The following is a 26,505-nucleotide window of genomic DNA, read 5'->3' as shown; positions in this document are numbered from 1 at the left end:
GTGTCCTTTCCGGGCTTAAGGCGAAGGGGAGGCTATTAGCGGGTCTGGCGGCCAAACGCCAGCCGCCGGATGGCCCCGGCAACAGCGCTGCCTTCACCATGATGTGGCATGTGCCCCTCGTCTGGCAGAATGACCATTTCAACAGGCACCTGCTTCTTGAGCCGGACGGCGTGAAGTTTTGGTGAAAGCACCGTGTCCTTGCTGCCGGAAAATACGGTGATCGGTACTGAGAGGTCGCCATACCGGGCAGATTGCTGCGCCAGTTCGTCTTTCAGCCGGGTCATATCCTGCGCGTTGGCGCGGAAGTTTGGCGGGCGCAACAAAAGCCCGAGACCGGAGTTCTGATAATAGCCCTGCGGGGTAGGGGCCGGGGCAAAGACGCTGGAGATACCGTCTTTCATCTGAGACGGGCCGATGATCGGGACAAACTGAGAGAAGACCGGGCCGAAGACAGGATTTGCGGCGATGGAATTGTACCAGGCCGTGCCGCTGCCTTCACCCCAGTCATGGGTAACAGGCGCGAGCAATACGAGGCCGGAGACAAGATCTGGCCGGTCGAGCGCGATGCGGAGGGCCACAGCGCCGCCGAACGAGTGACCAACGATGACCGCCTTCTGGTCCGGCGCGAGCTGATCCAGCAGGCCGGCCATCTGGCGGGCTTGGGCGGCGAGGGTCTCTGCCCCGTCAAACCGCTCCGAATAACCATGGCCCGGCCGGTCGGCCATCAGCACGCGCATGTCGGTCTCAAGGCGCGGGGCAAGGGTGCCGGTAAACTCGCGGGCATTGGCGCTGGCCCCGTGGATCATCAGAACGACAGGGGCCGTTCCGGGACCGCGCTCCAGGACGTGGACGTCATGGCCGCCCACATCGATCTGGCGGCCTTCTGCCGGATAGGCAGCTTCCACCTTGGACGTGTAGGCCATACTGGACACGCAGGCGCCAAGGCCGAGGCCCGAAAGGGCCACGAGGGACACGGTGATCATGCGCTTCAAAGCTCCTGGCCTTCAGCCTTCAGCGTCAGGCGCGCTTCAGCCGCCTTGGCCTGCGGCATCAGCGGATAAATGGTGAGCGCTTCGCGGTAGCTGTCGAGGGCCTCTGCCTCGCCGCCCAGCTGTTCGAGAATATAGCCCAGGCCGAGCCAGGCGCCGAAATGGCGGGGCTCCACTTCAAGGGCCTGGTTGAGGTCTCGCAGCGCCTCGGGGTAATTTTCTTCCGACAGGAAGATGCCCGCGCGCCGGTGCCAGGCTTCGGCAAAATCCGGACGCATCAGGATCACGCGGTCGAGCAGGTCGCGGGCAAGCTCGGTTTCGCCCTGGGCGAGGGCTTCCACGGCGCGGCTCATGACAAGGTCTGCGGTCGGCGAGCCGGATTCGAGCCAGGTTGCCCAGATGTCGTCGGCAACATCGGCGGCTTCAACTTCGCCTTCGGCTGATTTCAGCTTCTCGAACATCTCGTCAGAGGGAAATGCCTGCGCCAGCGGCGCCAGGGCACACAGGAGAAGGGCAGGAAGAAGCCGCTTGATCATGCCTTCTAATATGACGCGCGCGGCGCTCTCGGCAACGGCCGCCTTCAGGGGAACTGCCAGAGACCGCGCTCAGAGAAGCCCTTGCCGGATCAGTTCGCCCTCTAGACGGGCCGCATCGGTGAACAGATGCGTCTGGTAGCCCAGCGCCTCGGCCATCGCGATATTCTTCGGCAGATCGTCGATGAACAGGACGTCGCGCGGATCGGGATCGCCCATACGGGTGCGGGTATAGTGGAAAATGGCCGGGTCTGGTTTGATCATGCCGATCTGGCCGGACACCACGACTTCGCGGAAACGGCGCAGGGCCGGGAACATGTCCAGCATCTGCGGCCATATCTCGGCGGGCATGTTGGAGAGGCCGTAGAGGGGCACTTCGCGGCCGTGCAGCATCTCCACCAGGCGGTCGGTTCCGGTGATGTAGCCGTCAAACATCTCGCCCCAGCGGCTGTGCCAGGCGCGGATCTGTGGTTCATACTGGGGATATTTCGCGATCAGCGGCGCGGCATTATCCGCAAAGCTGACGCCGCGGTCATGCTCGGTGTGCCACGCCATGGTGCACACTTCGGCAAGGAACCGGTCTGCTTCAGCCGCGTTGCTGAAGATCTGGGCGTAAAGGCGTGCCGGCGACCAGTCGAGGAGGACGCCACCTAAATCAAACAGGGCGATGCGGGCCGTCATTCTGCCGCCTCAATCCCTGTTCATCTAAGGGTCAGCCTTGTTTCGCTTTGAAACGCGGGTCGGTTTTGTTGATCACATAGACCCGGCCTTTGCGGCGCACGATCTTACAGTCGCGGTGACGTGACTTGAGCGATTTGAGAGACGAGCGGACTTTCATGGGTCTGGCCTGGACATTTAGGAATTGGGAAAGCGGAGCGCGTAATGAATCCGGATAGCCGAGTCAAGAACGGTAACTGCGGCGAGAAGGCTGCTGAAAGGGTAAAGGCCATGATTATTACTGGTTTGGCCCGTTCAAAATGGATGGGGATTGCGGTCGTTTGCGGCGCGCTGGCATCGTGTGCGGCGGGGCCTCAGACGCCTTCGCCGAAGCCGCCGGTTACCGGAACACCCTCTCCAGCGCCGGAAACAGGCCCGATTGTCTACAAATCTTCCGGCCATGCCGCGATGGATGCCTGGCGGGATGATTTCTCGGCCCGCGCCCTGGCGGCCGGCAACGACCGGGCGATCGTGAAATCACTTCTGGAGAATATCAGCCCGATCACAATGTGGCTGGGATCGCAGGAAGTGGAAGTGCAGACCCAGACTGCGCCAAGCGATCAGGCCGAATTTGCCAAGCCGATCTGGGATTATCTCTCCACACCGCTGGGCAATACGCGGATCACGCAGGGCCAGCAGAAACTGGCTACCACCAGCGCCACGCTTGCGGGCATCGAAGCCGAATATGGCGTCGACAGGCAGGCGCTGCTCGCCATCTGGGGCATGGAGACCAATTTCGGCGGTTTCATCGGACGGGATGACGCGGCCAACGCGCTGGCCAACATGGCGGTCGAGGGCCGGCGGCGCAGCCTGGGCGAATCCGAGCTGTTCGCCCTGATGAAAATCCTCAAGGATGGCGATGCCCGCCGGGGCGATCTGATCGCTGGCTGGGCCGGGGCCATGGGCCAGACGCAGTTCATGCCGACCACCTATGTGGCCCATGCTGTCGACTTCGACGGGGACGGCCGCAAGGATGTCTGGAAAAGTGAAGCCGACGCGCTGGCGTCAGCGGCCAATTATCTTGCCCGGTCGGGTTATGTGATGGGCCAGCCCTGGGGCATCGAAGTGCTCACCCCGCAGGGGTTTGACTTCAGCCTGGCGGATGGCACGGAGCGGCGCATGGCGGCCTGGACGGCCGCCGGTCTTTCCCCGATCCGGGGCGGCGCCTTCGAGACGGGCGGGGCGGATGTGGCAGAGCTCTGGCTGCCAGCGGGCGCAAGCGGACCGAAATACCTGCTGTTCAAGAACTTCAATGTCTACAAAACCTACAACCGCGCCGATTCCTATGCGCTGGCGGTGGGGCTGTCGGGCGACATGATCGCCGGGAAAGGCGGGCCGGTCGCGTCCTGGCCGACGCATCTGCCGCCGCTGACGGTGGCTGACATTCGCGACCTGCAGACCAGCCTCAATGCCCTTGGCTATGATGCGGGTACGCCGGACGGCATTGCGGGCCGCCGGACCAAGACAGCGCTCCAGAACTTCCAGAAGGCGCGCGGTTTCTTGGCCGATGGCTATCCCACGCAGGAAATGCTGGCGGCCGTGAAGGCGGGCGGGCCGTCGATCAATTGAGCGCGTATCCGGGGCGGCGCCTAATCGTCGTCCCGGATTTCGCCCAGCCCGTCCTTCATGCCGAAACGGGCATAGACGAACATGGCGATCAGCATGCCGGCGCACAGGTAAAACGGCAGCTCGCGGCTGACATATTCGTAGAAGAACAGCCCGAAGAACGGCGTCACGATATAGCCCATCCCGTTGGCGGAGATGACGAGACCTGCCACATTGCCCTGTAGCTGGGGTGAGACCGCCAGAGACGCCCCGCTGGAGAAGCCAGGCCGGGCAAGGCCCTGGCCGAGGCCGATCAGGAATTGCGACAGGATGAGGCTCGCAAAATCATTTGCGAACACGATCATCAGCGTCCCCATCAGAAGGGGAATGCAGCCCACCCACATCAGCGTCTTGTTACGCAGGTGCAGGCGCGGAATGATCACGAGTTGGGCGAGCAGCACCGCGACGGCGCCCACAGTAAAGGCGGGCCCCGTATACTGCGCCGCTTCGCGGCCCGAGACGCCCAGCTTGTCCATCACTGCAAAGACGAACACCTGGGTCAGCACGCCGGTAACCAGCGACATGCCCACAGCATAGACCAGGAAGGGCAGCACGCGGTCTGAGTGCCAGAGACCTTTGGCGCTGATCTCCGCTTCCAGTTTTACCGCGTCGGCAACCGGCGCGCGCGTTTCCGGCAGGCGCCACCAGACGAGCGCGGCCATCGTTCCGGCCAGCAGCGCTGTCACCAGGGCAGGGGAGAGGATGCCGACCCACGCCACGAGCGCTGCGGCAAAAGCCGGGCCGATGACGCTGCCCACACTGAAACCGGAGGAGAGAAACGCAATCTCACCCTGGCGCTCTGCCTTGCTGGTGCGGTCTGCCACATAGGCCTGCGCGGCGGGGTTGGCCGCCGAGCCGATGAGGCCGAACAGGGAGCGGGCCAGCGCGAGGCAGACAAAGACAACGATGATGTTCGTCATCATGCCCGACAGCGCCAGGCGCCCCGTCAGCCAGATGAAGAACATCGAGGCGGCATAGCCGGCCAGGCCAATGGCGGCGACCTTGCGCCGACCCCAGCGGTTAGACCGCTCGCCCCAGAAAGGCGAGGTCAGCGACCAGAGGAGGGCGGAGAGCGAGAAGACCGCGCCGGCCATCCAATCCGGCATCGCCATTTCCCGCGTCAGCTGGGGAAGCACGGCGGCCAGCAACATCGTGTTGCCCGCGCCAATCGCCATCAGGGCGAAGAAGAGGAGGATGAAGGCGCCCCGGCGGTCCGGGCGGGACTGGTCGGGCAAGGGGTCTTTTGTGCCAGCCATGCGTATTTCTCCCGCCTCCCCGCGGATTTTGTCAGGTGCGGTGCGCCTCAATGTGCCCCTTGTGAACGTGGCTTTAAGACGCGCCGAGTCATGAAGCGTATTCGCGGTCTTCCAGTCTTGAAAGGGAAATGACGCGCAGTGCTTCAGCTTGCTGGTCTTGTCATCGTTCTGATCCTCGTCGGCGGCGGTCTTGCCCTCACCGGCGGGCCAGCCGCCATGCATGCGCTGCCCTTCGAGCTGGCGCTGATTGGCGGGGCGGCAATTGGCACCGTCATGCTGGGTAATTCGCCTGCCGTTGCGCGGGAAGCGCTCGCCGGATTTGTCCGCGCCTTCCAGGGGTCCCGCTGGAAGAAGGCCGATTATGGCGATCTTTTCACGCTGACGGGCGGCCTGATGCGCGCGGTCAAGCGGCGGGGCTTTGTCGCGATCGAAGCCGACATCGAGGTGCCCGAGGAATCGGCGCTGTTCCAGGCGGCGCCGCGCATCCTGGCCGACGCGCCGGCGCGTACTCTCATCTGCGACGCGTTCCGGCTGATGGCGCTGGACCTGTCTGATCCTCAGCGCGCGGATCAGCGGATGATGGAGGCCATCGACGGCCATACAGCCCAGCGGGTCAAGGCGGTCGGCGCGCTGCAGACACTGGCAGACGCGCTGCCCGCGCTCGGCATCGTCGCGGCCGTGCTCGGCATTATCCGCACGATGGGCGCGATTGATCAGGAGCCGGCGATCCTCGGCGCCATGATCGGGGCGGCGCTGCTGGGCACGTTCCTCGGCGTTTTCCTGGCCTACGGCCTCGTGGGGCCGATTGCGGCGCGCTATGGTCAGATCGTCGAGGAAGAGGCGATCTTTCTGGAAACGATCCGCTCGGTGATCCGGAGCTTCGGAGAGGGGGCAGCGCCATCGCTGGCGATCGAGATGGCCCGCACGACCCTGCCGCTGACATTGCAGCCGGAGGCTGGCGGCGCTGGCGCGGCGGTCATGCCATTGGCGGCCGTGCGCAGGCCAGCTGCGTGATTGGCGTAGGCATTCATAGCCGCTAGGCTGGCTGCTGTCCCAATTGCAGAACGAGGCCCGCCCCATGTCCCGCTTCGATGAACTCGTCGCCACGGTCGAAATCTATCAAAATCTCGCGGAGGAGAACTACAACCGTATCCGGCGCCTCGCCGAAGAGGTTCGCTCCGGCCTGTGTGACTATCTCGGCGCCAGCGACGGCATCTGCGTGCATCTCGTTCCGCCGACAGGCCAGTTTGAACCACGTTCCTATGGAGATCAGGCATTTTCCATTCCGCCGCGCGGCTTCCGGCCGCTTGGGCCGGTTTCCTTCGGCCTCGCAGTGCGTGTGACGAAAACGCATGACTGGCTGAGGTTGGCGATGCACTGCCGCAAGGCGGGCGACAGCTTCGTTGTTTCTATCGAGCAGGGGGCGGAATACGAGTTCCAGTTGCCTATCCGGGAGGAGGATTCAGGCCCGTTCAATTCCCATATCTTCGAGCACATCCAAGGCTGGTTCACGGAGAACATCGAGCGCTATCGAGAAGGCTCCTATGGCGCGCGGGCTATCGGCTTCGATTTCTCCCAGCCTGAGTCCAAAATCGCATTCGATGTCTAAGTATGGACTCAGGATAAAGAGATCCAGCCAACAGCCGGCCGGCTGAGTTCAAAATACGTATTCTCTCTCTTGGCGAGAAAATTTATTTTGGATATTCTCAGCAGATCCGTCTTGACACGGATTATTCGCCTGCTGCCTGAAGTTCCACGCCGTGGACCCTCAACCAGGACCGCTGACGCTTCCAGTCGGGGCAACATTTGCCAACGAGCGCCCAGAATTTGTTGGAGTGGTTCATCTCTTTCAAATGGGCACATTCATGGGCAGCCACATAGTCCAGCACGGCTGGCGGGGCCATGATCAGGCGCCAGGAGAAAGAGAGCTGGCCGTCTGACGTACAGGATCCCCAGCGCGACCGGGTGTCCTTTACGGAAATTCCTTTATATTCAACGCCAAGCGTGTCTGTGTGGCGCTTCACGGCGCGCGTGAGATCGGCCCGCGCCTGTTTTTTCAGGTAGCGCTCCACCCTCAAATGGATGGTTTCAGGGTCTCCGGGAACATACAGCACCTGGGGATCGCCTGCCGACAATTTGGCGAGGCGGCCTTCGCCTTCACCCGTAATCTGACAGGGCGCTCCGCGGTAGTTGAAAATCGCGCCTTCTTCGAAGCGCACTATCTCCGGAAGGTGTTGAAGTCTTGAGGAAATCCAGTCAACCCGCTCGGCAGCAAAGGCGACGGCGGCTTCCATCTGGCGCTGGCTCGGCGCGATCGCCACGGCCTCACGCCGGCGCTCATCCAGCCGGATGATCAGCCGTCTGGCCTTCGCATTGACCTCGAGACGCACTTTTACGCGCTGCCCGCCTGGGGCCTTCAATGTCATGGTCTGGCCATTGTTGTAGAGCATGTGTAAAGAATCCGCACTAAACACGAGCGGCCACTCCGCACCCCCAATCGAAACCAGAGGGACACCATATGAAGTATTTGTTCACCGGCGTGATCGCTATAACTTTGCTTACGGCATGCGGGCAGAAAGACAAGCCGACTGGTGAGGCCGCTCTCTCGGCAGTTGAATTCGATGTTTCGAAACTGTCCGATGTCTCGCTCCGGGATGGAGACTCAGGTACGGCAGCGCAGGCGCTTTCAGCGTTCTCGCTCTCTGAGTCCGGTTCCGGGAGGCTGGCCTTTGAGAGCCAGGACATTGATGGCGACAAGGCGGTTTTCACGAATGTGATCCTTTCCATGCCGCAGGAGTCCGGGGCGAGCGAGCCCCTCTATTCGGACGAAGAGATCGCCGAGCTTTTCTCCTATATGGATGATGACGGCGACGGCATCGCCGACGACGGCTCCGAGATGACGCTGGAAGAGTATGGCGCCAGCATGAACGCCGAAGAGCCGGCCGGTCCTCCGCCGGTCGTCAAGGCAGCCAGGCTCGAATTCGATGGCCTCGGCATGATCGACGGCGCGGCAAACTTCTCCCTCATGCGTCTCTCCGATATTTCGGTCACGCCGGTCGAAGGCTCTGAGGACCAGAGCACCGGCGCCATCGGCTCTGTCGAGCTGATCAATCCTTCGCCGGAAACCGCCGCCTGGGTTGCCAGCCTGTTTGGTCAGGGTGAGCCAGCCGATATGCCTGAAGGCACCGCGCTGTCGTTTGACCGCTGGGCGGTCCGGGACGTCAATCTCGTCATCAGCGACGCGAGCGGCGCAGGCGGGTTCGATCTGGACTCATTCTACATCGATGGCCTGAAAGATGAGACGGCCGGCAGGGTAGGGCTCTCCAACCTGAACTTCCAGTTCACGGAAGAAACGTCAGGCGACGTCAATATCAAGCTGGACGGCTTCGGTCTGGCTGGTCTTGATTATGGGCTGATCGCGGCTGCGGCGGCCAGTTCGTCTGATCCGGCTGCCATGTCCGAGGCCATGCAGGCTGATCCGGGCAATCCCGGCTTTGATGCTGCGCAAATGAAAGGCCTGACGGCTGACGTCATCGGCGCCAGCGTAAATATGGCCGAGTTCAACTCCTATGTAGGCCGTGATGATCAGGGCCGCGCGACCAAGATCACCACCGATCCGTTCACCATGACGGTCGCCGCGCGGGACAATCCCGATGGCGAACAGTTTGCCGGCGCGCTGGCAACGCTGGGTTATGAAACGCTGACCCTCAGCGGGGCCGGTGAGCAGCTCTATGATCCGGATGCGGACATCGTGACCCTGCCGAAGGGCAAGAACTACTGGCAGCTGAACGATGGCTTCAAGCTGGACGTGTCGGCCAAGTATGAGGGCTCCAAAGCCCTGGCAGAAGCCTCCACGGCGGCGCAGCTGGAAGCCAATCCGGACGCCATGATGGAAGCCATGATGAGCAAGCTCGCCTTCCACCAGCTGGAAATCGCTTTCGATGACAACGGTTTCTTCAACCGCGCCCTCAACGCCTATGCGGCTCAGTCGGGTGAAGATCCGGCAAACCTGCGCGCGCAGGTCTCCGGCATGATGGCGATGGCGCCGATGGCAGCTTCCAGCACCGGCGTTGACGTGGCCGTCATCACCGAGCTGGCCACCGCCATCTCCAGCTTTGTCCAGGACCCGCAAACCCTGACGATCTCGCTGGCTCCGCCAACGCCCGTCACCGCGCAGACATTCGTGGACGCTGCTTCCAACCCGTCGGATCCGGCCCTGAAGCTGGACAAGACCAAGCTTGGCTTTTCTGCGGGCAACAAGTAAGCGCACCGCCGGTTTTTCCGGTGCCTGATTTCGGGGCGCGGCGGCAAAAGGCTGCCGCGCCCTTTTCAATAGACGGTATTGGAGTCATAGGCTTGAGCGCATGAGACTGGCCTTTTTCGGAGACGTTGTCGGCAAGCCTGGACGGGCCGCCGTGCTGGAGCACCTTCCGGAGCTGCGCGTGCGCCTCCGTCTGGACTTCGTTGTCGTCAATGGCGAGAACGCCGCCGGAGGCTTCGGCCTCACCCGTCAGATTGCGGAGGAATTTTTCGGCGCGGGCGCTGATTGTCTCACCCTGGGCGATCATGCCTGGGATCAGCGCGAGGCGCTGACCTATATCGAGCGGGAACCCCGCCTGCTGCGGCCGTTGAATTATCCGGTCAGCGCGGGCGCGCCGGGGAAGGGGGCGGAGCTTTACATGCTGCCCGATGGCCGCCGGGTTGGCGTTGTCCAGTTGCAGGGCAATGTCTTCATGCGCCAGGCGCTTGCCTGTCCCTTTGCTGCGGCCGATGCCGCGCTCGACCAGATGCCGCTGGGCACAGTGGCCGACGCCGTCATCGTCGACATGCATTGCGAGGCCACCAGCGAGAAGATGGCCATGGGCCACCATTGCGACGGCCGCGCGAGCCTGGTGGTCGGCAGCCATACGCATGTACCCACCGCCGACACGATGATCCTGAATGGCGGCACAGCCTATCAGACCGATGCGGGCATGTGCGGAGATTATGACTCGGTGATCGGTATGCAGAAGGAAATGTCTCTCTACCGGTTTACCACGCAATTGCCGGGCGAGCGGTATCAGCCGGCGCTGGGCGAAGGCACGCTGTGCGGTACATTTGTCGAGACCGACGACCGCACGGGCCTTGCGCTGCGGGTGGAGCCGATCCGCATGGGTGGGCGGCTCAGCGCTCAGGTGCCGGCAATCTGACCGACAGAAAACATGACCGGTTGGTAATGCGGCCCGCCTCTGCGCCGCGGGATGCGGCGCAACGGGCACAGGATGCGCCGCCTTTCGGGAAGTTCATGACAAAGCCTTATATTAAAATACCCTCACAAACGCTCTGCAGGGGTTGAGGCGGGCGCGAGCATTTGTTTGGCTGCGCAACCAGAGACCTGAGAGGAGATCAAGTCATGGTTCAGAAAATCCGTGCACGTGCATTGTCGGCGTTGATTGCATTGTCCGCCCTCGGCGGGGGCGCAGCCCTTGCGCAAACCACAGGCGCTCCGGCGCCGGCGGCAACCATTGCTCCGGTAACCGATGCGGAGGCCACCAAATTCGTGGCCGCCAACAAGAAAGTCACCGAAGTGGCCAACAGCCTGACAGTTGAGCTGAACGCCGCCAAGAGCGAAGAAGACGCTGCCGCGATCCAGGCCAAGGCCGAGGAGCAGATTACCTCAGCCATCCAGAAAGAGGGCATCACGCCCAAGCGGTACACGGAGATCATCCAGCTGGCTGAAACCGATGAGGCAACGCTGGCCAAGCTGCGGGCTGAATTCGGCGGCTGACGCCCCCCACTTTCCTCCCGGAAAATAAAGAGGCCGCTCCGCCGGGGCGGCCTCTTGCTGTTTGCGAGGCGCTGGTGTAAATCGCGCCGCCGCCGGGAGCTGCGAGCGGCGCGGGCCGGGCGGGGGAGCCTGCTCCCGCCTCCCCTGGCAAGCCGCGCTCCCTGCCACCGGAAAGCCCCTTCACCGAAGAGGGGCACACCTTCGTGCGCTTCGACTGCGGCCACTGCATCCACCTTGACCTGTCAAACGGCAAGGCCGCCTGCAGCGTCTACGAAGACCGCCCCGAAGCCTGCCGCGCCTTCCGTGCCGGGAGCTTTGAATGCGTCAAGGCAAGACGGGCGAATGGGGTGATGGGGGCGCTGGCGTGCGAAACCTCGTAGGGTGGGTTAGCCAAAGGCGTAACCCACCACACGGCGTGTGGGGCGAGTGCAGATGGTGGGTATCGCTCCGCTCTACCAACCTTACGCTAATTTGCGTGGGCTTACCGCAAGTATTGCTGGATGATTGCTTTACTCAACCCGTCCAATCCAGGATAAATAACCTCATAAGTTATACCCGAGCGAATTAACTCGTAAAAAATATCTCTTTTGTGTGGTGCGCTTATGGGGATTGCCGACAAACACTTCGGCTTGCGTTTTTGGCAAAAGGAGTTGAGTGCCTCCTGTGAGCTGCCGTGTATTGTTACCATACCTTTCTGATTAAGGGACCGCTGCGAGTTTCGTCTGGTGCGAATAGCGATTGGATTTTTTTCTTTGATGCGTCTGTTTATTTCATCAGAAAACGGATCAACTTCATAACCTCTCATAACGGATGAATTAGAAGAAGGTAGAATATCAATGCTTCGAAAGGACGCCCTGTTGAGCAGCCAAGGATTAAGCACCCACACAACAGCATCTTTGCTTTTTGACTTCTCGTCTTCGTGAGATTCAACAGCGAAGAATAAGGCGATCAGAGCGGACTCGCTCCAGTCCAGCAGGCGTGTTGGGAGGCCATGGTGCTGCATAAGAAAGAGCCACTCAATAAGATTGTGTGGTTCTTTGTCTACCAGGTGAGAGGAATTGTTGATAAAGGCCCTCACCATTTCTCGTTCCAAGTCCACGGCATTGGCGCGCCGATACAAAGATGGGACTAGGTCCAGAGAACCATCAGATGATCCACGAAAAAATGCGCCTGTGGATGCGTCTTTAAGCTGACGCACGTTGAAGTCCCCTTTGATTGCGCTTAGGAACTGCGAGACGTTCTCGATGGGTTTCAAATTACTGCCTCTTCAATGCGCATTCGTCTTGGAGTAGGGTATGGTTCAAACGAAGCCGTAAAGTCACGTTTGGCGGTCCTTCGGAGCGTGTATGTAAATCTCCCCTCCCTTGTTCAGGAACTCGCGGCTCTTTTCCTCCATGCCCTTGCGGGCTTCGGCGGCCTGTTTCTCCAGGTCCAGACGTTCGTTCTCGGACATTCCGGCGGCGTAGTCGCGGACTTCGGCGGTGATTTTCATCGAGCAGAATTTCGGGCCGCACATGGAGCAGAAATGGGCCACTTTATGTGCGTCTTTCGGCAGGGTCTGGTCGTGGAAGTCCCGCGCGGTTTCGGGGTCGAGCGCCAGATTGAACTGGTCTTCCCAGCGGAACTCGAACCGCGCGCGGGAGAGGGCATCGTCGCGCAGCTGCGCGGCGGGGTGGCCCTTGGCAAGGTCGGCGGCATGGGCCGCGATACGGTAGGTGATCACGCCAACCTTCACATCATTCCGGTCGGGCAGCCCCAAATGCTCCTTGGGCGTCACATAGCAGAGCATGGACGTGCCAAACCAGCCGATCATCGCCGCGCCAATGCCCGACGTGATATGATCATAACCCGGCGCAATATCGGTGACGAGCGGCCCGAGCGTGTAGAATGGGGCCTCGCCGCAAGCTTTGAGCTGCTTGTCCATATTGATCTTGATCTTGTGCATCGGCACATGGCCGGGCCCTTCGATCATCACCTGACAGCCCTTGGCCCAGGCGATCTTCGTCAGCTCACCGAGGGTTTCCAGCTCTGCAAACTGCGCCGCGTCGTTCGCGTCCGCGATGGCGCCGGGGCGCAGGCCGTCCCCCAATGAGAATGAGACGTCATAGGCGCGCATGATGTCGCAAATGTCCTCGAAATGATCGTAGAGGAAGCTCTCCTTATGATGGGCGAGCATCCATTTCGCCATGATCGAGCCGCCGCGCGAGACGATGCCGCAGACGCGCTTGGCCGTGAGGTGGATATAGGCGAGGCGCACACCGGCATGGATGGTGAAATAGTCGACGCCCTGTTCGCACTGCTCGATCAGCGTGTCGCGGTAGACTTCCCAGGTGAGGTCTTCGGCGACGCCGTTGACCTTCTCCAGCGCCTGATAGATCGGCACGGTGCCGATCGGAACGGGGCTGTTGCGGATGATCCATTCGCGGGTGTTGTGGATGTTGCGTCCCGTGGAGAGGTCCATCACATTGTCGGCGCCCCAGCGGGTGGCCCAGACCATTTTCTCCACTTCTTCCTCGATGGAGGAAGCGACCGCCGAATTGCCGATATTGGCATTGATCTTCACAAGGAAGTTGCGCCCGATGATCTGAGGCTCCAGCTCGGCATGGTTGATATTGGCCGGAATGATGGCGCGGCCACGGGCAATCTCGTCACGGACGAATTCGGGCGTGATGAATTCGGGGATGTCGGCACCGAAGGAATTGCCCTGGTCGATCTGCGCGCGGGCATTTTCCAGCGCCTGGCTGCGGCCAAGGTTTTCGCGCTCGGCGACGTATACCATCTCCTTTGTGATGATGCCGGCTTTGGCAAACTCGTACTGGGTCACCATTTGGCCAGGCAGGCCGCGCAGGGGCATGTGTTTCACCGGGAACTCTCGGGCGAGGTATTTGCCGGTGGCGCCGCCATTGTCCTCGGGCTTCACGTCCCGGCCGTCATATTCCTCCAGGCCGCCGCGCGCCAGCAGCCAGTCGCGCCGATGGCGGGGGAGGCCCTTCTCCACGTCGATCTCTGCGGTGGGGTCGGAATAGGGGCCGGAGGTGTCGTAGACGCGGACGGCGGGTTCATTCGCTGACGGATGAAGATCGATCTCGCGGTGGGGCACGGCGAGGTCCGGGTCGCGCGCGGGGCGCGAATAGACCTTGCGGCTGGCGGGCAGGGCGCCGGTGGTGACTTTGGGGGCGTCGAAATCGCCGGGCTTGGTGGGCTTGTTCATGAGACGGACTTTCTCTTGTGATAGGTGAGGGCCATGGCGATGCAGTGGCGGAGCGGGGCGGCGGGCAGGGGCGCGCCGAGGGGAAGGCGGATCTCGCGGTTGCCGATGAAGGTGAGGGTGTCGTCATATTGCGCGCGCCAGTCCTCGACGAGCGTGGTCTGGCAATTGACGAAGAGGCTGACCGAGGCAGGGTGTTTGCCCGACCAGGCGATACGGATCGTGGTGCCGGTCCGGGCCGCCTCCGGCAGATAGGCCGGTTCGCCCCATTTCAGCGTTTCCGTAAGGCGCCCGGTCTCGGGAAGCGTAGCGGCGCTCTCTAAGATCAGCTGGCGGATTTCAAGCAGCCGGGCGCGCGCGTGCGCCGGATAAGCAGCAAACGCCTCGGCAACAGCCGGCATCATGGAAGGCAGGGAGGCCGTGCGGGCCATAGTTATTCTCCGTCCCTCGCGCCGGCATGACCCGGATCAGGTTCAAAGGGTAACTCTCAGCCCGGCCCCATGCCGGACACCCCTCGGATATGCGCAGCATAATCGGGTTGGGGCGCAGGGGAAAGGGGGGAAGACAATGCGGCAAGCCGGGAACCTTTGGGCGCCGAGCGCATTTGGTTAACTGGGACTGACTGCCAAAGGGGCGAGATACTCATGAAAGCTTTTCACGCAATACTCACCGCGATCCTCATTCTGTTCTTTGCGATCATGATGATTTTCCGGCTGGTCGACGGGTCGTTTGAATCTGCCGGCGCGCGCATGGACAGGATGATGGGCGCTGCAGCGACCGAAGCGGAGCAGGCTGCTGGCGAGGTTGTCCAGGCGACCGATGAAGCTGTTGAAGACGTCGCCCGCGACATTGCCAATGAGCGCGACGAGAACTGACTCTTCTTGCTTTGAGAGAGGCGAGCGGCCCGCTAGCCAATCCTGGATTTTGTTTCGGCGCTCCAGCCCACGAGCACTTCGTCGCCGGTCTCGATGACGGGACGTTTGATCAGGGTCGGATTGCCGAGTAGCAGGCCTTCGAGCGTAACGCCCGACGCGCGCGCTTTGTCAGCGTCAGAGAGACCGCGCCATGTCGTGGAGCTGCGGTTGACGAGTTTCTCGCCGACGGCCGCGATCCAGCGGGGGAGTTTGGAGGGAAGGTCGGCCTCGGCGCGGATGTCTACAAAGTCAGCCCGCTTGCCCTCGGCTTCGAGCTCCTTGAGCGCTTTCTTGCAGGTGTCGCAGTTTTTCAGGCCATACAGGGTGCGCGTCATGGGAAGTCTCTTCAGTTCGGGGTTCCTGTTCTGACCGGCAGATGTGGCGGGAGCGGGCGATCTGCAACCCACTTACCCCACCGTTCAGTTCTGCTCAGGTCTCATCGATGAAGACTTCTCCATCGAGATCGTCGAGACGGCGCTGCAAATGCAGGCGCACGTCCTGAACCGCCTCATTGTAAATGGCCGGGCCAATGAGCGCCGTCATCCGGTCCACCACTTCGCCCGCCTGAAACTCGCTCAGCGGCATATCGAAATCGCGCGCCGACATCCTGCGCAATTCGTCGACCAGGCTCTGGCGGCGCTCCGGAGTGAGGGCGAGCTTCTTCATTCGCGGATGACGCCGACGATTGGGCCCATATCCAGGCCTGTTTCGCTGCGCTCCAGCGCCGGAACATAGGCTTTGGAAACGGCGCCATCGAGATAGAGCGCATTGGGCGTGCCCAACTCGTCGCGGAAAAGGCGGGCGAAGGAATGGAAGTTTACCGGCACATCGCTGATGACGAAATAAACCTGGCGGCCGTCTTCGCTCACGCCGACGCCATTGCGCCGGCGCAGGCTGGTGCCGTCGGGGTTGAGCGCCGGGTGAAGCGCGCCATCGATCACCAGCATCGGGCCAGATTGGGTGGCAAAGCGGGGCGGGGTTTCCTTGAAGCGCTCATCGAAGGCGAGGGTTTCAGATACACCGGCCTTGCCCGCATCGATCCAGAAGACCCCGTTGGGCAGCATGCCGAAATTGCCGGGGCCAGGGGAGCGAACCAAGTTCATCTCTGCCTCGCCTTCCTCAATATACAGGCCGACCGGGCGGCGGTCGTCATGGTACATCCCGGCATTCATTGCGAAGACCAGGTTGCCGCCCTTGGACGCGACATGATTGGCCAGCCGGTCGAACTGACCGAACGGGACACCGGTTTCGTCGCGCAGGAACAGCCGGATGGTATCCTGTGAGGCGTCGAAACTGCAGACGAGATAGGGCAGGTTTTCGAAACTGCGCGTCTGGCAGGGGCCTTCCTCAACCTCGTTGCAGGCCGAGAGGATCGCGCCGCAGAGGGCAAGGAGAAGAAGGCTGAGGCGCATGGTTTACAGGTTAGTCATCGCCCCGGATTTCGCAACTGCGCCATATGCAGCTGGCTATGGCCAATCGTGAAGCGGTTCTTTTACCCGATCCTGCTAGCCTGATCTCAAAGGGAGCGTCCATGAGCCAATCTTCTGCCGCCATCGCGCCGCCAGGCCCTGTCCTGCATCGCTGGGGCAGCCTGCCTTTCGTGGTCACCGTTTTTCTGTCTGCGGCTCTGGTTTTCCTGGTGCAGCCGATGTTTGCCCGCATGGCGACACCGCTGCTCGGCGGCTCCCCGAATGTGTGGAATGTCTCGCTGGTGTGTTTTCAGGCCGCGCTGCTGGCAGGCTATGCCTATGCACATATGCTGACGCATCTGGTGAAGTCCGTGCGCAATCAGGTGATCGCACATGGCGCGCTGCTTGTGGCGGCGGCGCTGGTGCTGCCCTTTGAGTTGACGGGGCTGTTCGGCAGTCCCGACCCCGCGCGCCCGGCGCTGTGGCTGATCGGTGTGTTTGCACTCTCGATTGCGCCGCCCTTCGCCATAATCTCGGCGACCGCGCCGCTGATCCAGGCCTGGTATGCCCGCACCGGCCGGGAAGACGCACATGACCCCTACCATCTTTATGCGGCCAGCAATGCCGGCTCCCTGCTGGGGCTGGCCGCCTACCCGCTGCTGCTGGAACCGCTCGCGCCGTTGGCCGGGCAGGCGATGGCCTGGTCTTTGGGATACGGCGTTTTGCTGGTTCTGCTCATCGGATGCGGGCTGCTGACGATGCGCGCACCGCTGCAGGCCCGGCTTGCCGATGTGAGCCCGGAAGCCGCTGCCGGTTCGCCTGCGCTGGGCGGGCTCTGGCGCCAGAGGCTCTGGTGGCTGGTGCTGGCCTTTGTGCCGTCCAGCCTGCTGGTGGGGGTGACCACGCATATTGCGACCGATGTGGCCAGCGCGCCTTTCCTCTGGGCGCCGCCGCTGATGCTTTATATTGCAAGCTTCATTGTTGTGTTTTCCAAGCGTCCGGTGATCGGGCGGGCATTGTCTCTGGCCATTCTGCCTGTGTTCGTCGGGCTGGCCCTCTTTACCCTGACGAAGGTGTCTGGCGTGCCGACACTGCTGAGCTTCTTCGTGCATCTGGGGGCGCTGTTCTTTGCCGCGGTGGCCTGTCACGGGCTGATGGCAGATGACCGGCCCGAGACTGGCCGGCTGACCGAGTTTTATCTTCTGATGTCGCTTGGCGGCGTGCTCGGCGGCGCGTTCAATGCGCTGCTTGTCCCGGTGATCTTCAACAGTGTCGCCGAATATCCGCTGATGCTGCTGGCAGTATTGTTGCTGTTGCCCCAGCGCTATTGGCTCGGGCCGACCTGGATGGTGGTAATGGCGGCGGTTGCTGGCGGCACAGCTTTGATCGCGATGTATGTCTATGAGGTGCCAGCGCTTGCGCAGCAGCCCAGCAGGTCCTTCTTCATACTGCTGACGGTGTCGCTGGTCCTGCTCTATCTCGTGCGCCGCTCGCGCCTGGCATGTGTGGCGGCGGCCGCTTCCATCTGGGCGATCGGTGTTGCGGCCAGCCCAACCGTCGGGGCTTACTCCGAGCGCGGATTTTTCGGCGTCGTTAAAGTTCATGAGCGGGATGGATACCGGGTGATGGTGCATGGCACCACGCTGCACGGCGCTCAGGCGCTTGGTGAAGACGCCTGGCGCCCGGCGACCTATTATGCCCCCGAGACGCCCATCGGACAGGTCTTTGCCGCGCACACCCGGCCTGGGCGGGTCGGCGCGCTGGGCCTTGGGGTTGGGTCGGTGGCCTGTTATGCCGGTCCAGGTCAGCAGTATACGTTCTATGAGATCGACCCGATCGTGGCGCGCCTTGCAAAGGACGCCGCACAGTTCACCTATCTCTCCGAATGTGCTCCGGATGCGGACATCGTTCTGGGTGACGGCCGCCTGACCCTCGCCGATGAGCCTGAAGGCGCGTTCGACATTCTGCTGATTGATGCGTTCTCCTCAGATTCCGTGCCGGCACATCTGATGACGCGGGAGGCGGTATCGCTTTACCTCTCCCGGCTGAAGGAAGACGGGGTGGTTCTGCTGCATGTGTCCAATCGCTATATGGCCCTGGAAACGGTTGTCGCCCGGATCGCAGGCGAGTTGGGTGTTCCGGCTCGCGCGCAGTACCGGACTGTGGCCGAGGAAGGCTACCGCGCGCAGTCGAGTGTCGTGGTCGCGCTGGCCCGCAATGAGCTGGCGCTCGCGCCGCTGGACGCGACCGGTGCCTGGGGCGTACTGGAGAGCGATGGTGGCCGGGCGTGGACGGATGATTATTCCAACATCCCCGGATCGATCTGGGACCGGCTGGTTCACAAGAAACGTTGATGCGGGAAGGTTAGCTTTCCGCGCCTTCGGCTGAGGCCTGCTGCTTGCGCAGCTCGCTGGCGCGCACCTTGACGCTTTCCGAACGCAGCTGGCCACAGGCGGCCAGAATATCGCGGCCGCGCGGCGTGCGGATCGGAGAGGCATAGCCAGCCCGGTTCAGCACTTCGGCAAATTCCTCAATCGTTTCCCAGTCCGAGCATTCATAGGGCGAGCCGGGCCAGGGATTGAACGGAATGAGGTTGATCTTGGAGGGCACGCCTTTCATCAGCTTCACGAGGTCGCGCGCTTCGGCCAGCGTATCATTGATGCCCTTGAGCATGACATATTCGAAGGTCACCCGCTTCGCATTGCCAAGGCCGGGATACGCCCGGATGGCGTCGAACAGCGTCTGGATGTCGTACTTGCGATTGAGCGGGACGAGTTCGTTGCGCAGGTCGTTATTGGTGGCGTGCAGGGAGATGGCGAGCATCGCGCCGGTACGTTCGCCCAGTTCCGGGATCTTGGGCGCAACGCCCGCCGTCGAGACGGTAATCCGGCGCCGGCCGATCGCCATGCCATCACCATCGGAGATCGTATCGATCGCCTCGGCGACATTATCCAGATTATAGAGCGGCTCACCCATACCCATGAAGACGATGTTGGTCAGGCGGCGCTCCTCGATGGAGCTTGGCCATTCTGACAGCGCGTCGCGGGCAATGATGACCTGCTGGACAATTTCCGCAGCGGTGAGGTTGCGGACAAGCGCCTGCGTGCCGGTATGGCAGAAGGTACAGTTGAGGGTGCAGCCCACCTGGCTGGAGACGCACAGCGCGCCGGCTTTGCCGACATCGGGAATATAGACGCTTTCCCCCTCGATGCCGGGTCCATAGCGGGTCAGCCATTTTTGGGTGCCATCCCGGCTGACCTGATGGTCAGCGATTTCGGGGCGCTCGACCTCGAATTTCTCGGCGAGTTGGGCGCGTAAATCCTTGGCGATGTCGGTCATCGCGGCAAAATCGGTGGTCCCGAAATGATGAATCCAGCGCCGGATCTGGCGGGCGCGCATGTTCGCGGCCTTCGGCTCCAGGCCCAAAGCTTCCATTTCTGCCTTGAGCGCGGGAACCGAAAGCCCCGTCAGGCGTTTCTTGCCTGGCAAAGCACTATTCGGGCGGCTGAGGTTCAGGGTCACAGTCATGTGCGGGCCTATAGCACGAGCCGCCTGACAAATAAATTGGCGGGAACATGGACAGAGTTTAACGCGCCAGAACTCGAAAATCCCTTCATTTTAGGGGGGATATCAAAAAATCCCCGCTCAGTTGGCTCCCATTCAGATTGGTCATGTCACAGGCGGCACCATAACTTCATCCAAAGGGAGTCATTCTCATGAAGACATCAGTTCTAATCGCGGCCGCACTCATGCTGCCACTCGTTCAGGCTTGCGAAACTGGCCCCAGCCAGCGCGTTCTGACCACCGGCGCCGCCGGTGCAATCCTTGGCGCAGGCGCCGGCATGATGGCCGGCGGTGACGACAAGCGGAACGCGGCCATCGGCGCCGCGGTTGGCGCGGTCGCAGGCGCCTCGGTCGGCGTTTACATGGACCGTCAGGAAGAAAAACTGCGCCAGCAGACCGCTGGCACAGGTATCGAAGTTGAGCGTCAGGGCGACCAGATCGCGCTGACCATGCCGTCGGGCATCTCCTTCCAGCAGGGCAGCGCCCAGATTCAGCCAGCCTTTTACCAGACGCTGAACGATGTCGCCGCAACGCTGAACGAGTATCCTTCGACTGCCGTTGACATCCGCGGCCACGCCTCTTCGGAAGGCGCCCGTGATTTCAACCAGCGCCTGTCGCAACAGCGCGCAGACGCTGTGCGCAGCTACCTGACCAATCAGGGCGTTCAGGGCGTGCGCATGTCGGCTGTCGGCATGGGCATCGACTATCCGGTTGCGGACAACTCGACCGAAGCAGGCCGTTCGCAGAACCGCCGCGTCGAGATCATCCTGACGCCGGTTACGCAGTAATCACGACAGGCTCAGGAAACTGGGCAAGACGGCGGCGGTCACCTCGAGGTGGCCGCCGCCTTTCGTTTGCGCTTCAGCGGCAGGCCTCTTCGGCCTTTGCAATCGCGTCCGCCGATCCGCTGAGCGAGAAGCGGTAGGTCACATTCGTCCCGCGGGCGGACTGGCCTGATACGGTCAGGCTGGAGCCTTTCTTGAGGGCGTCAACAATGCGCGGATCATCTGCATCTTCGGCAAAGGCTTCGCCGCCGGCTGTAAACATCTGCCAGGAAGACCGGCCGATGACGGTTTTCGGCGCCTTGTCCGTTTTGAGGTCATAGGTGACGCGGAAACTTGGCTGGTTCCTCGCCTGTCCGGACTTCCAGCTCGTCACATAATACCAGACATCCCCGTGTTTGACCGAAGAGGGGGATTTTGAGGTCGCCTGCGTCGCGGCATAGCAGAGCAGATCGCCGCCCTTTTCCTCCGTAAACACGGCCCAGTCCTTGAACCGGCCCACTGCAGACGGCTCCGCTGCAGCGGTTCCCGCCAGGAGCGCTGTCAGGATCACGAGACCGAGAGGACGACCCAGCGATGACGTTTTTTGTTGCATACCGAATAAAATACTCACACAGTGTCTCCAAGGCTTCCCAACCCATACACCGGAGCCCTTATCAAGCAAAACACCTGCACCGAGCATAACGGGGAAATCACAAACGCCATGGTTGCTTTGCGGTTCATGAAGACAGACAATGAACGCACGTCCCCCCGAAAGGCCAAGCGTGTGTTCGATACCCCCGTCCGGACAGCAGACCCGGTAATGCGGGAGCGGCATGCCGACCAGATGGCGGCTATTGCCGAACGCCAATGCCGGTCAGCTTTTGCCGAACTTTTCAGCTATTACGCGCCGCGCGTGAAGGGATTTATGCTCCGCCTTGGCGCGGCAGACGCTGAAGCAGAGGAGCTGTCGCAGGAAGTAATGATTGCGGTCTGGCAGAAGGCGGGGATGTATGACCGTTCCCAGGCATCTGTTTCGACCTGGATTTTCAGAATTGCCCGTAATCGGCGCATTGATGCGCAGCGCCGTCAGCGGCGGCCGGAGCTCAGCGGGGATGATCCGATCCTGAGGCCCCCGGAAATCGAAACGCCTGACCAGGCCGTCTCGCGCGACCAGCTTGATACAGCGGTGCGCAAGCGGTTGACCTGCCTGCCTCAGGACCAGCTCATCCTCATTCAGGCCGCTTTTTATGACGGCCTCTCCCATTCGGAAATTGCCCGTGCCTTCAACCTGCCGCTCGGGACGGTGAAGTCGCGCATTCGTCTCGCCTTCATGCGCCTGAAGGGCGAATTGGAGGGCGGCATCTAGCCGGGTAACTGCATTCTCCGGCGGCGTTTGCTTGACGAAACCCGAAACCGGACAATCTTGCCTGAAGGATACGGGACTTTCTGACGATTATGACTTCTGACTCTCCAAACAGTTTCAGCGAACTCTACAGCGCGTATGCGGCCGGCTGTATCGATCCGGCCTTTGCGCTGATGCTGGAGGCCCAGAGCCTGATGCGCTCTGATGTCCGCCGCTCTGTGGCAATGAGCGAGATGATTTCCGGCAGCTTTCTTGACAGCGCCCCGGCGGCGCGGATGCGGGATGGCGCGCTGGAGCGAACGCTGGCTAAGATTGACGCGATTGAGGCGCGGCCGGAACAACAGCGGGCTGCTGGCAAGGCGGCGGGCGGCGCGATCAACGAAATTCTTGAGCTTCCGGAGCCTGTACGCGGCGCCGCCATCAATGCGGTGGGCAAGCAGGGCTGGCAGATTGTTAGCCTTGGGCTGAAGCGGCTGAAACTGGATGTCGGCTCGGCCATGGAGGTAGAGCTTTACCGCATCAATGCGGGCAGCAAGATTCCGCGCCACTCGCATGGTGGAACTGAATTTACCATGGTGCTCTCAGGCGGGTTTTCGGACGAGCGGGGCAGCTATGGTCCCGGAGATGTCTGCGTGAAAGGGCCAAGCGATATTCACCAGCCCGTCGCGGACGATGATGAAGTCTGCTACGCGCTTGCCGTGCGCGATGGCGGCCTGCGCTTTACCGGGATGCTGGGCATGGTCCAGAGACTTCTCGGCGGGCACTGAAGTTTTCAGAAGTTCGGCCGTTCACCCTTCAGGCTTCTGTCTGTCCGGTCCCGGAACATGCTTGCGGCGGCGCGCGCCATCCGGCCCGCCCGGCATGATGGGGCGGGGGCCATATCCCCCCATTGAGAGATGCCGGTCATACATCACCAGCGCGCCCGCCAGGCTGACATTGATGCAGAACCGCGTCGGGATTTTCACGACATGGGCGCAGCGCGCGACGGCCTCGGCCGACAGGTTTCCCTTTTCCGGCCCCAGAATATAGGCCGCTTGCGGAGGATGGCGGAACACGGGCAGCTCGACAGCGTCGTCTGTCAGTTCGATGCCGACGAGCTGGCAGCCTTTGGGCAGCTGCATGTCGTCCAGCGAGTCCCATTGATAATAGGGGATCTGTCCGGCGGACTTTGACGTGTCGGCGGCGTAGGCTTCTTTCAGGTTACGCTCGGCATCAATTGAGAATACGAAGCTCGCCCCGAAGGCATGGGCGGTACGCATCAGGGCGCCGAGGTTCATCGGCTTGGAAATGCGTTCAGAACCAATCGCAAAATAGCCCCGCATCAGAACGCCCCCAGCCAGAAGCGGCCGATCGCCACAACGATCAACAAGGCAAGCGGGCCGCCCAGGGAAACGCGGCGGGCGAGTTTCAGCTGGCCAACGGGCCTTGGATATTCCGCCTCAAGATGTTTCTCTGCCTCGGTGGCTGCCGGGGCGCGGCCCAATGAAAGTATGGCGGCGCGGTATTCGACATCGTTTGGCCCGCCGCCGAATTTGGCCGCCAGCGCGCGGCGCAGCGCCATGGAAATGATCATCCGCATCTGCGCCGCGAGCAGGATGGCGAAGACGATGATGACAGAAAGAGCCCAGAAAAGTACGGTCATAGGAAGGTTGCCACTTCGAAACGGCCTTTCCAGTCGGCGAGGCCGCGCTTGAGACCAGAGGAATTGAAACCGGAGGCGAGTTCGCCGGTTGCCGAGACGCCGATCATGCCGCCATTGCCGCCCAGGCGTTTGACATCGTCCAGCGCGCCTCTGAGGGCGGGGCCGAGCGTATCGCCGCCATAGCGGATGCGGGCGGAGACGTCTGCGGCGGCGTTGGCGCGGATGAAATATTCGCCGAGGCCTGTGCAGGAGATGGCGCAGCGCTCGTCGGCCCAGGTGCCTGCGCCGATGATAGGCGTGTCGCCGATACGGCCGGGTGTTTTGGAGAGGACGCCGCCGGTGGAGGTGGCGGCCGCCATGTCGCCATAGATGTCGAGCGCGACGGCGCCGACGGTGCCCATCTGGACGCTGCCATCCTGGACGGTGTCTTCATCGACGGCGCCATAATAGCTGGCGGGATCGGTGACGCGGGCGAGACCAGCGGCGCTGGCAATGGCCTCTGCGCCTTTGCCGACGATCAGGACGTTGGGTGTCTTTTCCATCACCAGCCGGGCGGCGCGGATGGGGCTTTCAAAGCCCTGCAGGGCGCCGACGGCGCCGGCGTTGCGGGTGCGCCCGTCCATGATGGCGGCGTCGAGTTCCCAGTCTCCGGCGGTATTGGGGCTCGCGCCTTTGCCGGCCACGTAGAGACCGGAGGCTTCCAGATCGATGACCATCGCTTCGACGACATCGAGCGCGGCTTCGCCGCTCGCGAGCGCGTCTGCGCCGCGTTTCAGGAGGCCCGCGATGTGGGCTTCTTCGGGCGCATAATCGCGGCCCGGGATCGGTCCGGCGCCGCCATGGATGGCGATGGCCCAGATTTTTGACATCGCAATGGTTCCTTTCCCCTCGCGTAAGGCTTGGCGCCTGCTCGCGGCATGGCTACCGTCTGGAAGGTGAAACAACAAGCTTTGAAGGGAGAGGCATATGAAAGCCGTATTGTCGAAAGTGGTCGGTGGACCAGAGACGCTCGTGATCGAGGATGTGGCGGTGCCAACCCCCGGCAAGGGTCAGGTTCTGGTGCAGGTCAAAGCCTGCGGGGTGAACTATCCTGACGTTCTGATCATTCAGGACATGTACCAGTTCAAGCCGCCGCGCCCGTTCTCTCCGGGCGGGGAAGTGGCCGGAATTGTCTCCGCCGTGGGCGAGGGTGTCTCGCATGTAAAGCCGGGCGACCGGGTGCTGGCCTCGACCGGTAATGGCGGGATGGCAGAATACTGCCTGGCGGCGGCGCATGGCGTGATGCCGATCCCTGAAGGGATGCCGTTTGAAGAGGCGGCCGCATTCCTGATGACCTATGGCACCTCCTATTACGCCATCAAGGACCGGGGCGATCCAAAGCCCGGCGAGAAGCTGCTCGTCCTTGGCGCCGCTGGCGGCGTTGGCATTGCGGCGGTTGAGCTCGGCAAGGCGATGGGCCTGGAAGTGATCGCGGCGGCTTCAAGCCAGGAGAAGGTGGATTTCTGCCTTTCCAAGGGCGCCGACCATGGCCTCGTCTATGCGCGGGAACTTGACCGCGACGGGCAGAAGAAATTCTCCGACGACATCAAGGCCGTTTCCGGTGGCGGCGTCGACATCATCTATGACGGCGTGGGCGGCAATTATGCCGAGCCGGCTGTGCGGGCGATGAACTGGGAAGGGCGTTTCCTCGTCATCGGCTTCCCGGCGGGCATTCCGAAACTGCCGCTGAACCTGACGCTGCTGAAAAGCTGCGATGTGCGCGGCGTGTTCTGGGGCGCGGCGGTTGCGCGTGATCCCAAAGCCCACCAGCAGAACGTCAAGGAACTCTTTGACCTCTACAAGGCCGGCAAGATCCGCCCGCACATTTCGGGCTCCTATCCGATGGAGAAGGCGGCCGACGCGATCCGTGAACTGCAGGACCGCAAGGCGCAGGGCAAAGTGGTTGTGACCATGTAGGCCAGCAGTTTTGCCCGGCGCAGCCCTTGGGCTGTCCGGCGAAAGTCTATCTCCCCGGTGATCCGGGGACGGAAAATTGCTTCAAGACGTATCGGGGTGGGCTGCAGCCTGCCCCGATTGCGTTTGGGGCATGGGCATGTCGGCCGCGGGCGCCGGGCATGGCGCGCCGGGCGCTTCTTCTTCGGCGCAGGTTGCTGCAAGCAAAGCCCGCGTCAGGCCAGCGGAATAGTCGTGGCCGAAAATTTCGTAAGAAACAGGCGCAGCCTGGCTGTTGGCAAAGTCCGCAGGAAGATGGCGCAGGCGCACGCGGCCGAATTTCGAAATGGTGATCCAGTAAGGCACGCCGCGCCCGTAATGCGCGCGGACCCAGTCGCGCAGGGCGATCAGCTGCACGAAGATCAGCGGCCAGAGGAGGCGCTGAATGAGGCTGAGGCCGGGGAGCGGCGTGGCGAAGGCGTAGTCCATCGCGTGAGGATAGCGGGGGCGCGGCGCCGGGCGGATTGGGTGGGGGGATTTGGGGCGTGTTGTGGTTTGGGTGTGGGGGATGTGGGGGTGGATAGGGCGGGGTTTGTGCGCGGTTTTTTTGCGAGGAGGGTTGGGGTGGGGCACGCCGAGGGGCGCGCGCCGTTGGAGTTTTTGCCGGAAAACTCCAGAAAAACTCCAACGGTCAGAGCCGGACACTTCGGGACAAACTTGGACACATCCGGACAAACTCGGACAAAACGGGACACATCGGGACAAAGCCGGACAGTCGGGAACAAAGAAAAACCCCGCCGGATCGCTCCGGCGGGGCTTTGTCTGTGACCGGATGATCCGGG

The 26,505-nt window shown here is 62.1% G+C and carries 31 protein-coding genes and 1 riboswitch; of the genes, 13 read left to right on the top strand and 18 right to left on the bottom strand.

Going from position 1 to position 26,505, the window contains the following annotated elements:
• Positions 1-35: 35 nt before the first annotated feature.
• From HNE_RS16575 to ykgO, 4 genes are all read right to left on the bottom strand, one after another.
• Positions 36-983 (bottom strand): alpha/beta fold hydrolase, encoded by a 948-nt coding sequence (locus tag HNE_RS16575; protein WP_011648321.1) that lies wholly within the window; start codon positions 981-983, stop codon positions 36-38.
• A gap of 5 nt (positions 984-988) precedes the next feature.
• Complete coding sequence (locus tag HNE_RS16570; protein WP_011648320.1) at positions 989-1,525, bottom strand: tetratricopeptide repeat protein; 537 nt, start codon at positions 1,523-1,525, stop codon at positions 989-991.
• 69 nt (positions 1,526-1,594) lie between these two features.
• A complete protein-coding gene (locus tag HNE_RS16565) occupies positions 1,595-2,203 on the bottom strand; it encodes an HAD family hydrolase (RefSeq protein ID WP_011648319.1) in 609 nt (202 codons plus the stop codon).
• Between the two features lie 31 nt (positions 2,204-2,234).
• Positions 2,235-2,360, bottom strand: coding sequence for a type B 50S ribosomal protein L36 (gene ykgO / locus HNE_RS16560; protein ID WP_011648318.1), 126 nt, complete (start codon positions 2,358-2,360; stop codon positions 2,235-2,237).
• Positions 2,361-2,470: 110 nt separating this feature from the next.
• Here ykgO and HNE_RS16555 point away from each other — a divergent pair, with 110 nt between their 5' ends.
• Positions 2,471-3,808, top strand: a complete 1,338-nt coding sequence (locus tag HNE_RS16555; protein ID WP_160162634.1) for a lytic murein transglycosylase — start codon at positions 2,471-2,473, stop codon at positions 3,806-3,808.
• A 20-nt stretch (positions 3,809-3,828) separates the two neighbouring features.
• Here the strand turns inward: HNE_RS16555 and HNE_RS16550 are convergent, their stop codons facing one another.
• Complete coding sequence (locus HNE_RS16550; protein WP_011648316.1) at positions 3,829-5,100, bottom strand: MFS transporter; 1,272 nt, start codon at positions 5,098-5,100, stop codon at positions 3,829-3,831.
• A 138-nt stretch (positions 5,101-5,238) separates the two neighbouring features.
• On the opposite strand from HNE_RS16550, the gene HNE_RS16545 reads away from it, so the two are divergent.
• Together HNE_RS16545 and HNE_RS16540 are read left to right on the top strand one after the other, a co-directional pair.
• Positions 5,239-6,114, top strand: coding sequence for a motility-associated protein (locus HNE_RS16545; RefSeq protein ID WP_011648315.1), 876 nt, complete (start codon positions 5,239-5,241; stop codon positions 6,112-6,114).
• Between the two features lie 64 nt (positions 6,115-6,178).
• Positions 6,179-6,709, top strand: a complete 531-nt coding sequence (locus HNE_RS16540) for a hypothetical protein (protein WP_011648314.1) — start codon at positions 6,179-6,181, stop codon at positions 6,707-6,709.
• A 121-nt stretch (positions 6,710-6,830) separates the two neighbouring features.
• Here the strand turns inward: HNE_RS16540 and HNE_RS16535 are convergent, their stop codons facing one another.
• Positions 6,831-7,550: a M48 family metallopeptidase gene (locus HNE_RS16535; RefSeq protein ID WP_011648313.1), complete on the bottom strand. Its 720-nt coding sequence runs from the start codon at positions 7,548-7,550 to the stop codon at positions 6,831-6,833.
• A gap of 68 nt (positions 7,551-7,618) precedes the next feature.
• Here HNE_RS16535 and HNE_RS16530 point away from each other — a divergent pair, with 68 nt between their 5' ends.
• The 4 genes from HNE_RS16530 to HNE_RS18790 all read left to right on the top strand — a co-directional run bounded on the left by HNE_RS16530 (position 7,619) and on the right by HNE_RS18790 (position 11,247).
• On the top strand, positions 7,619-9,364 hold the full coding sequence (locus tag HNE_RS16530; protein WP_011648312.1) for a hypothetical protein: 1,746 nt from the start codon (positions 7,619-7,621) through the stop codon (positions 9,362-9,364).
• A 100-nt stretch (positions 9,365-9,464) separates the two neighbouring features.
• A complete protein-coding gene (locus tag HNE_RS16525) occupies positions 9,465-10,289 on the top strand; it encodes a TIGR00282 family metallophosphoesterase (RefSeq protein ID WP_011648311.1) in 825 nt (274 codons plus the stop codon).
• Positions 10,290-10,492: 203 nt separating this feature from the next.
• Positions 10,493-10,867: a DUF4168 domain-containing protein gene (locus HNE_RS16520; protein ID WP_011648309.1), complete on the top strand. Its 375-nt coding sequence runs from the start codon at positions 10,493-10,495 to the stop codon at positions 10,865-10,867.
• Between the two features lie 203 nt (positions 10,868-11,070).
• Positions 11,071-11,247 (top strand): YkgJ family cysteine cluster protein, encoded by a 177-nt coding sequence (locus HNE_RS18790; protein WP_011648308.1) that lies wholly within the window; start codon positions 11,071-11,073, stop codon positions 11,245-11,247.
• Positions 11,248-11,348: 101 nt separating this feature from the next.
• On the opposite strand, the gene HNE_RS18205 is transcribed toward HNE_RS18790, so the two are convergent.
• The 3 genes from HNE_RS18205 to HNE_RS16505 form a co-directional block, all read right to left on the bottom strand.
• The gene (locus HNE_RS18205; RefSeq protein WP_011648307.1) at positions 11,349-12,122 is read right to left on the bottom strand and encodes an FRG domain-containing protein; all 774 of its coding nucleotides are present in this window, start codon (positions 12,120-12,122) and stop codon (positions 11,349-11,351) included.
• Between the two features lie 63 nt (positions 12,123-12,185).
• Positions 12,186-14,078 (bottom strand): phosphomethylpyrimidine synthase ThiC, encoded by a 1,893-nt coding sequence (gene thiC, locus HNE_RS16510; protein ID WP_011648306.1) that lies wholly within the window; start codon positions 14,076-14,078, stop codon positions 12,186-12,188.
• Positions 14,075-14,506: a DUF1801 domain-containing protein gene (locus tag HNE_RS16505; RefSeq protein WP_011648305.1), complete on the bottom strand. Its 432-nt coding sequence runs from the start codon at positions 14,504-14,506 to the stop codon at positions 14,075-14,077. The genes thiC and HNE_RS16505 overlap by 4 nt, the downstream gene beginning before the upstream one ends.
• A riboswitch (TPP riboswitch) is annotated at positions 14,502-14,600 on the bottom strand. (Overlaps the previous gene by 5 nt.)
• Positions 14,601-14,719: 119 nt before the next feature.
• Between HNE_RS16505 and HNE_RS16500 the strand changes: the two genes are divergently transcribed.
• Positions 14,720-14,950, top strand: a complete 231-nt coding sequence (locus tag HNE_RS16500; RefSeq protein WP_035591988.1) for a hypothetical protein — start codon at positions 14,720-14,722, stop codon at positions 14,948-14,950.
• A 32-nt stretch (positions 14,951-14,982) separates the two neighbouring features.
• On the opposite strand, the gene HNE_RS16495 is transcribed toward HNE_RS16500, so the two are convergent.
• The 3 genes from HNE_RS16495 to HNE_RS16485 form a co-directional block, all read right to left on the bottom strand.
• On the bottom strand, positions 14,983-15,324 hold the full coding sequence (locus HNE_RS16495) for an ArsC/Spx/MgsR family protein (protein ID WP_011648303.1): 342 nt from the start codon (positions 15,322-15,324) through the stop codon (positions 14,983-14,985).
• A 94-nt stretch (positions 15,325-15,418) separates the two neighbouring features.
• Positions 15,419-15,655, bottom strand: coding sequence for a DUF2164 domain-containing protein (locus tag HNE_RS16490; protein ID WP_011648302.1), 237 nt, complete (start codon positions 15,653-15,655; stop codon positions 15,419-15,421).
• Entirely contained in the window at positions 15,652-16,401 is a 750-nt protein-coding gene (locus HNE_RS16485) for a phosphodiester glycosidase family protein (protein ID WP_011648301.1), read from the bottom strand. The genes HNE_RS16490 and HNE_RS16485 overlap by 4 nt, the downstream gene beginning before the upstream one ends.
• 119 nt (positions 16,402-16,520) lie before the next feature.
• Here HNE_RS16485 and HNE_RS16480 point away from each other — a divergent pair, with 119 nt between their 5' ends.
• A complete protein-coding gene (locus tag HNE_RS16480; protein WP_011648300.1) occupies positions 16,521-18,752 on the top strand; it encodes a spermidine synthase in 2,232 nt (743 codons plus the stop codon).
• A 10-nt stretch (positions 18,753-18,762) separates the two neighbouring features.
• On the opposite strand, the gene rlmN is transcribed toward HNE_RS16480, so the two are convergent.
• Entirely contained in the window at positions 18,763-19,926 is a 1,164-nt protein-coding gene (rlmN, locus tag HNE_RS16475; protein ID WP_011648299.1) for a 23S rRNA (adenine(2503)-C(2))-methyltransferase RlmN, read from the bottom strand.
• Positions 19,927-20,114: 188 nt separating this feature from the next.
• On the opposite strand from rlmN, the gene HNE_RS16470 reads away from it, so the two are divergent.
• Positions 20,115-20,750: an OmpA family protein gene (locus HNE_RS16470; protein ID WP_011648298.1), complete on the top strand. Its 636-nt coding sequence runs from the start codon at positions 20,115-20,117 to the stop codon at positions 20,748-20,750.
• Positions 20,751-20,823: 73 nt separating this feature from the next.
• Here HNE_RS16470 and HNE_RS16465 read toward each other — a convergent pair whose 3' ends face one another.
• Entirely contained in the window at positions 20,824-21,246 is a 423-nt protein-coding gene (locus HNE_RS16465; RefSeq protein ID WP_233351941.1) for an invasion associated locus B family protein, read from the bottom strand.
• Positions 21,247-21,465: 219 nt separating this feature from the next.
• Here HNE_RS16465 and HNE_RS16460 point away from each other — a divergent pair, with 219 nt between their 5' ends.
• Positions 21,466-22,092, top strand: a complete 627-nt coding sequence (locus HNE_RS16460; RefSeq protein ID WP_233351940.1) for a sigma-70 family RNA polymerase sigma factor — start codon at positions 21,466-21,468, stop codon at positions 22,090-22,092.
• Between the two features lie 89 nt (positions 22,093-22,181).
• The gene (locus tag HNE_RS18200; RefSeq protein WP_011648295.1) at positions 22,182-22,856 is read left to right on the top strand and encodes a ChrR family anti-sigma-E factor; all 675 of its coding nucleotides are present in this window, start codon (positions 22,182-22,184) and stop codon (positions 22,854-22,856) included.
• A 21-nt stretch (positions 22,857-22,877) separates the two neighbouring features.
• On the opposite strand, the gene HNE_RS16450 is transcribed toward HNE_RS18200, so the two are convergent.
• From HNE_RS16450 to HNE_RS16440, 3 genes are read right to left on the bottom strand one after another with little or no spacing between them, the layout of a single operon-like run.
• The gene (locus HNE_RS16450) at positions 22,878-23,411 is read right to left on the bottom strand and encodes an RNA methyltransferase (RefSeq protein WP_011648294.1); all 534 of its coding nucleotides are present in this window, start codon (positions 23,409-23,411) and stop codon (positions 22,878-22,880) included.
• Positions 23,411-23,731, bottom strand: a complete 321-nt coding sequence (locus tag HNE_RS16445) for a hypothetical protein (RefSeq protein ID WP_011648293.1) — start codon at positions 23,729-23,731, stop codon at positions 23,411-23,413. The genes HNE_RS16450 and HNE_RS16445 overlap by 1 nt, the downstream gene beginning before the upstream one ends.
• The gene (locus HNE_RS16440) at positions 23,728-24,600 is read right to left on the bottom strand and encodes an isoaspartyl peptidase/L-asparaginase family protein (RefSeq protein WP_011648292.1); all 873 of its coding nucleotides are present in this window, start codon (positions 24,598-24,600) and stop codon (positions 23,728-23,730) included. The genes HNE_RS16445 and HNE_RS16440 overlap by 4 nt, the downstream gene beginning before the upstream one ends.
• 97 nt (positions 24,601-24,697) lie before the next feature.
• On the opposite strand from HNE_RS16440, the gene HNE_RS16435 reads away from it, so the two are divergent.
• Positions 24,698-25,687, top strand: a complete 990-nt coding sequence (locus HNE_RS16435) for an NADPH:quinone oxidoreductase family protein (RefSeq protein ID WP_011648291.1) — start codon at positions 24,698-24,700, stop codon at positions 25,685-25,687.
• 81 nt (positions 25,688-25,768) lie between these two features.
• On the opposite strand, the gene HNE_RS16430 is transcribed toward HNE_RS16435, so the two are convergent.
• Entirely contained in the window at positions 25,769-26,152 is a 384-nt protein-coding gene (locus HNE_RS16430; protein ID WP_035591990.1) for a hypothetical protein, read from the bottom strand.
• Positions 26,153-26,505: the final 353 nt, after the last annotated feature.

Origin of the sequence: Hyphomonas neptunium ATCC 15444 (assembly GCF_000013025.1) — a bacterium.
Classification (GTDB): Bacteria; Pseudomonadota; Alphaproteobacteria; order Caulobacterales; family Hyphomonadaceae; genus Hyphomonas; species Hyphomonas neptunia.
Note: the sequence above shows the minus strand (reverse complement) of the source record. Positions and strands in the feature narration are given on the sequence as shown.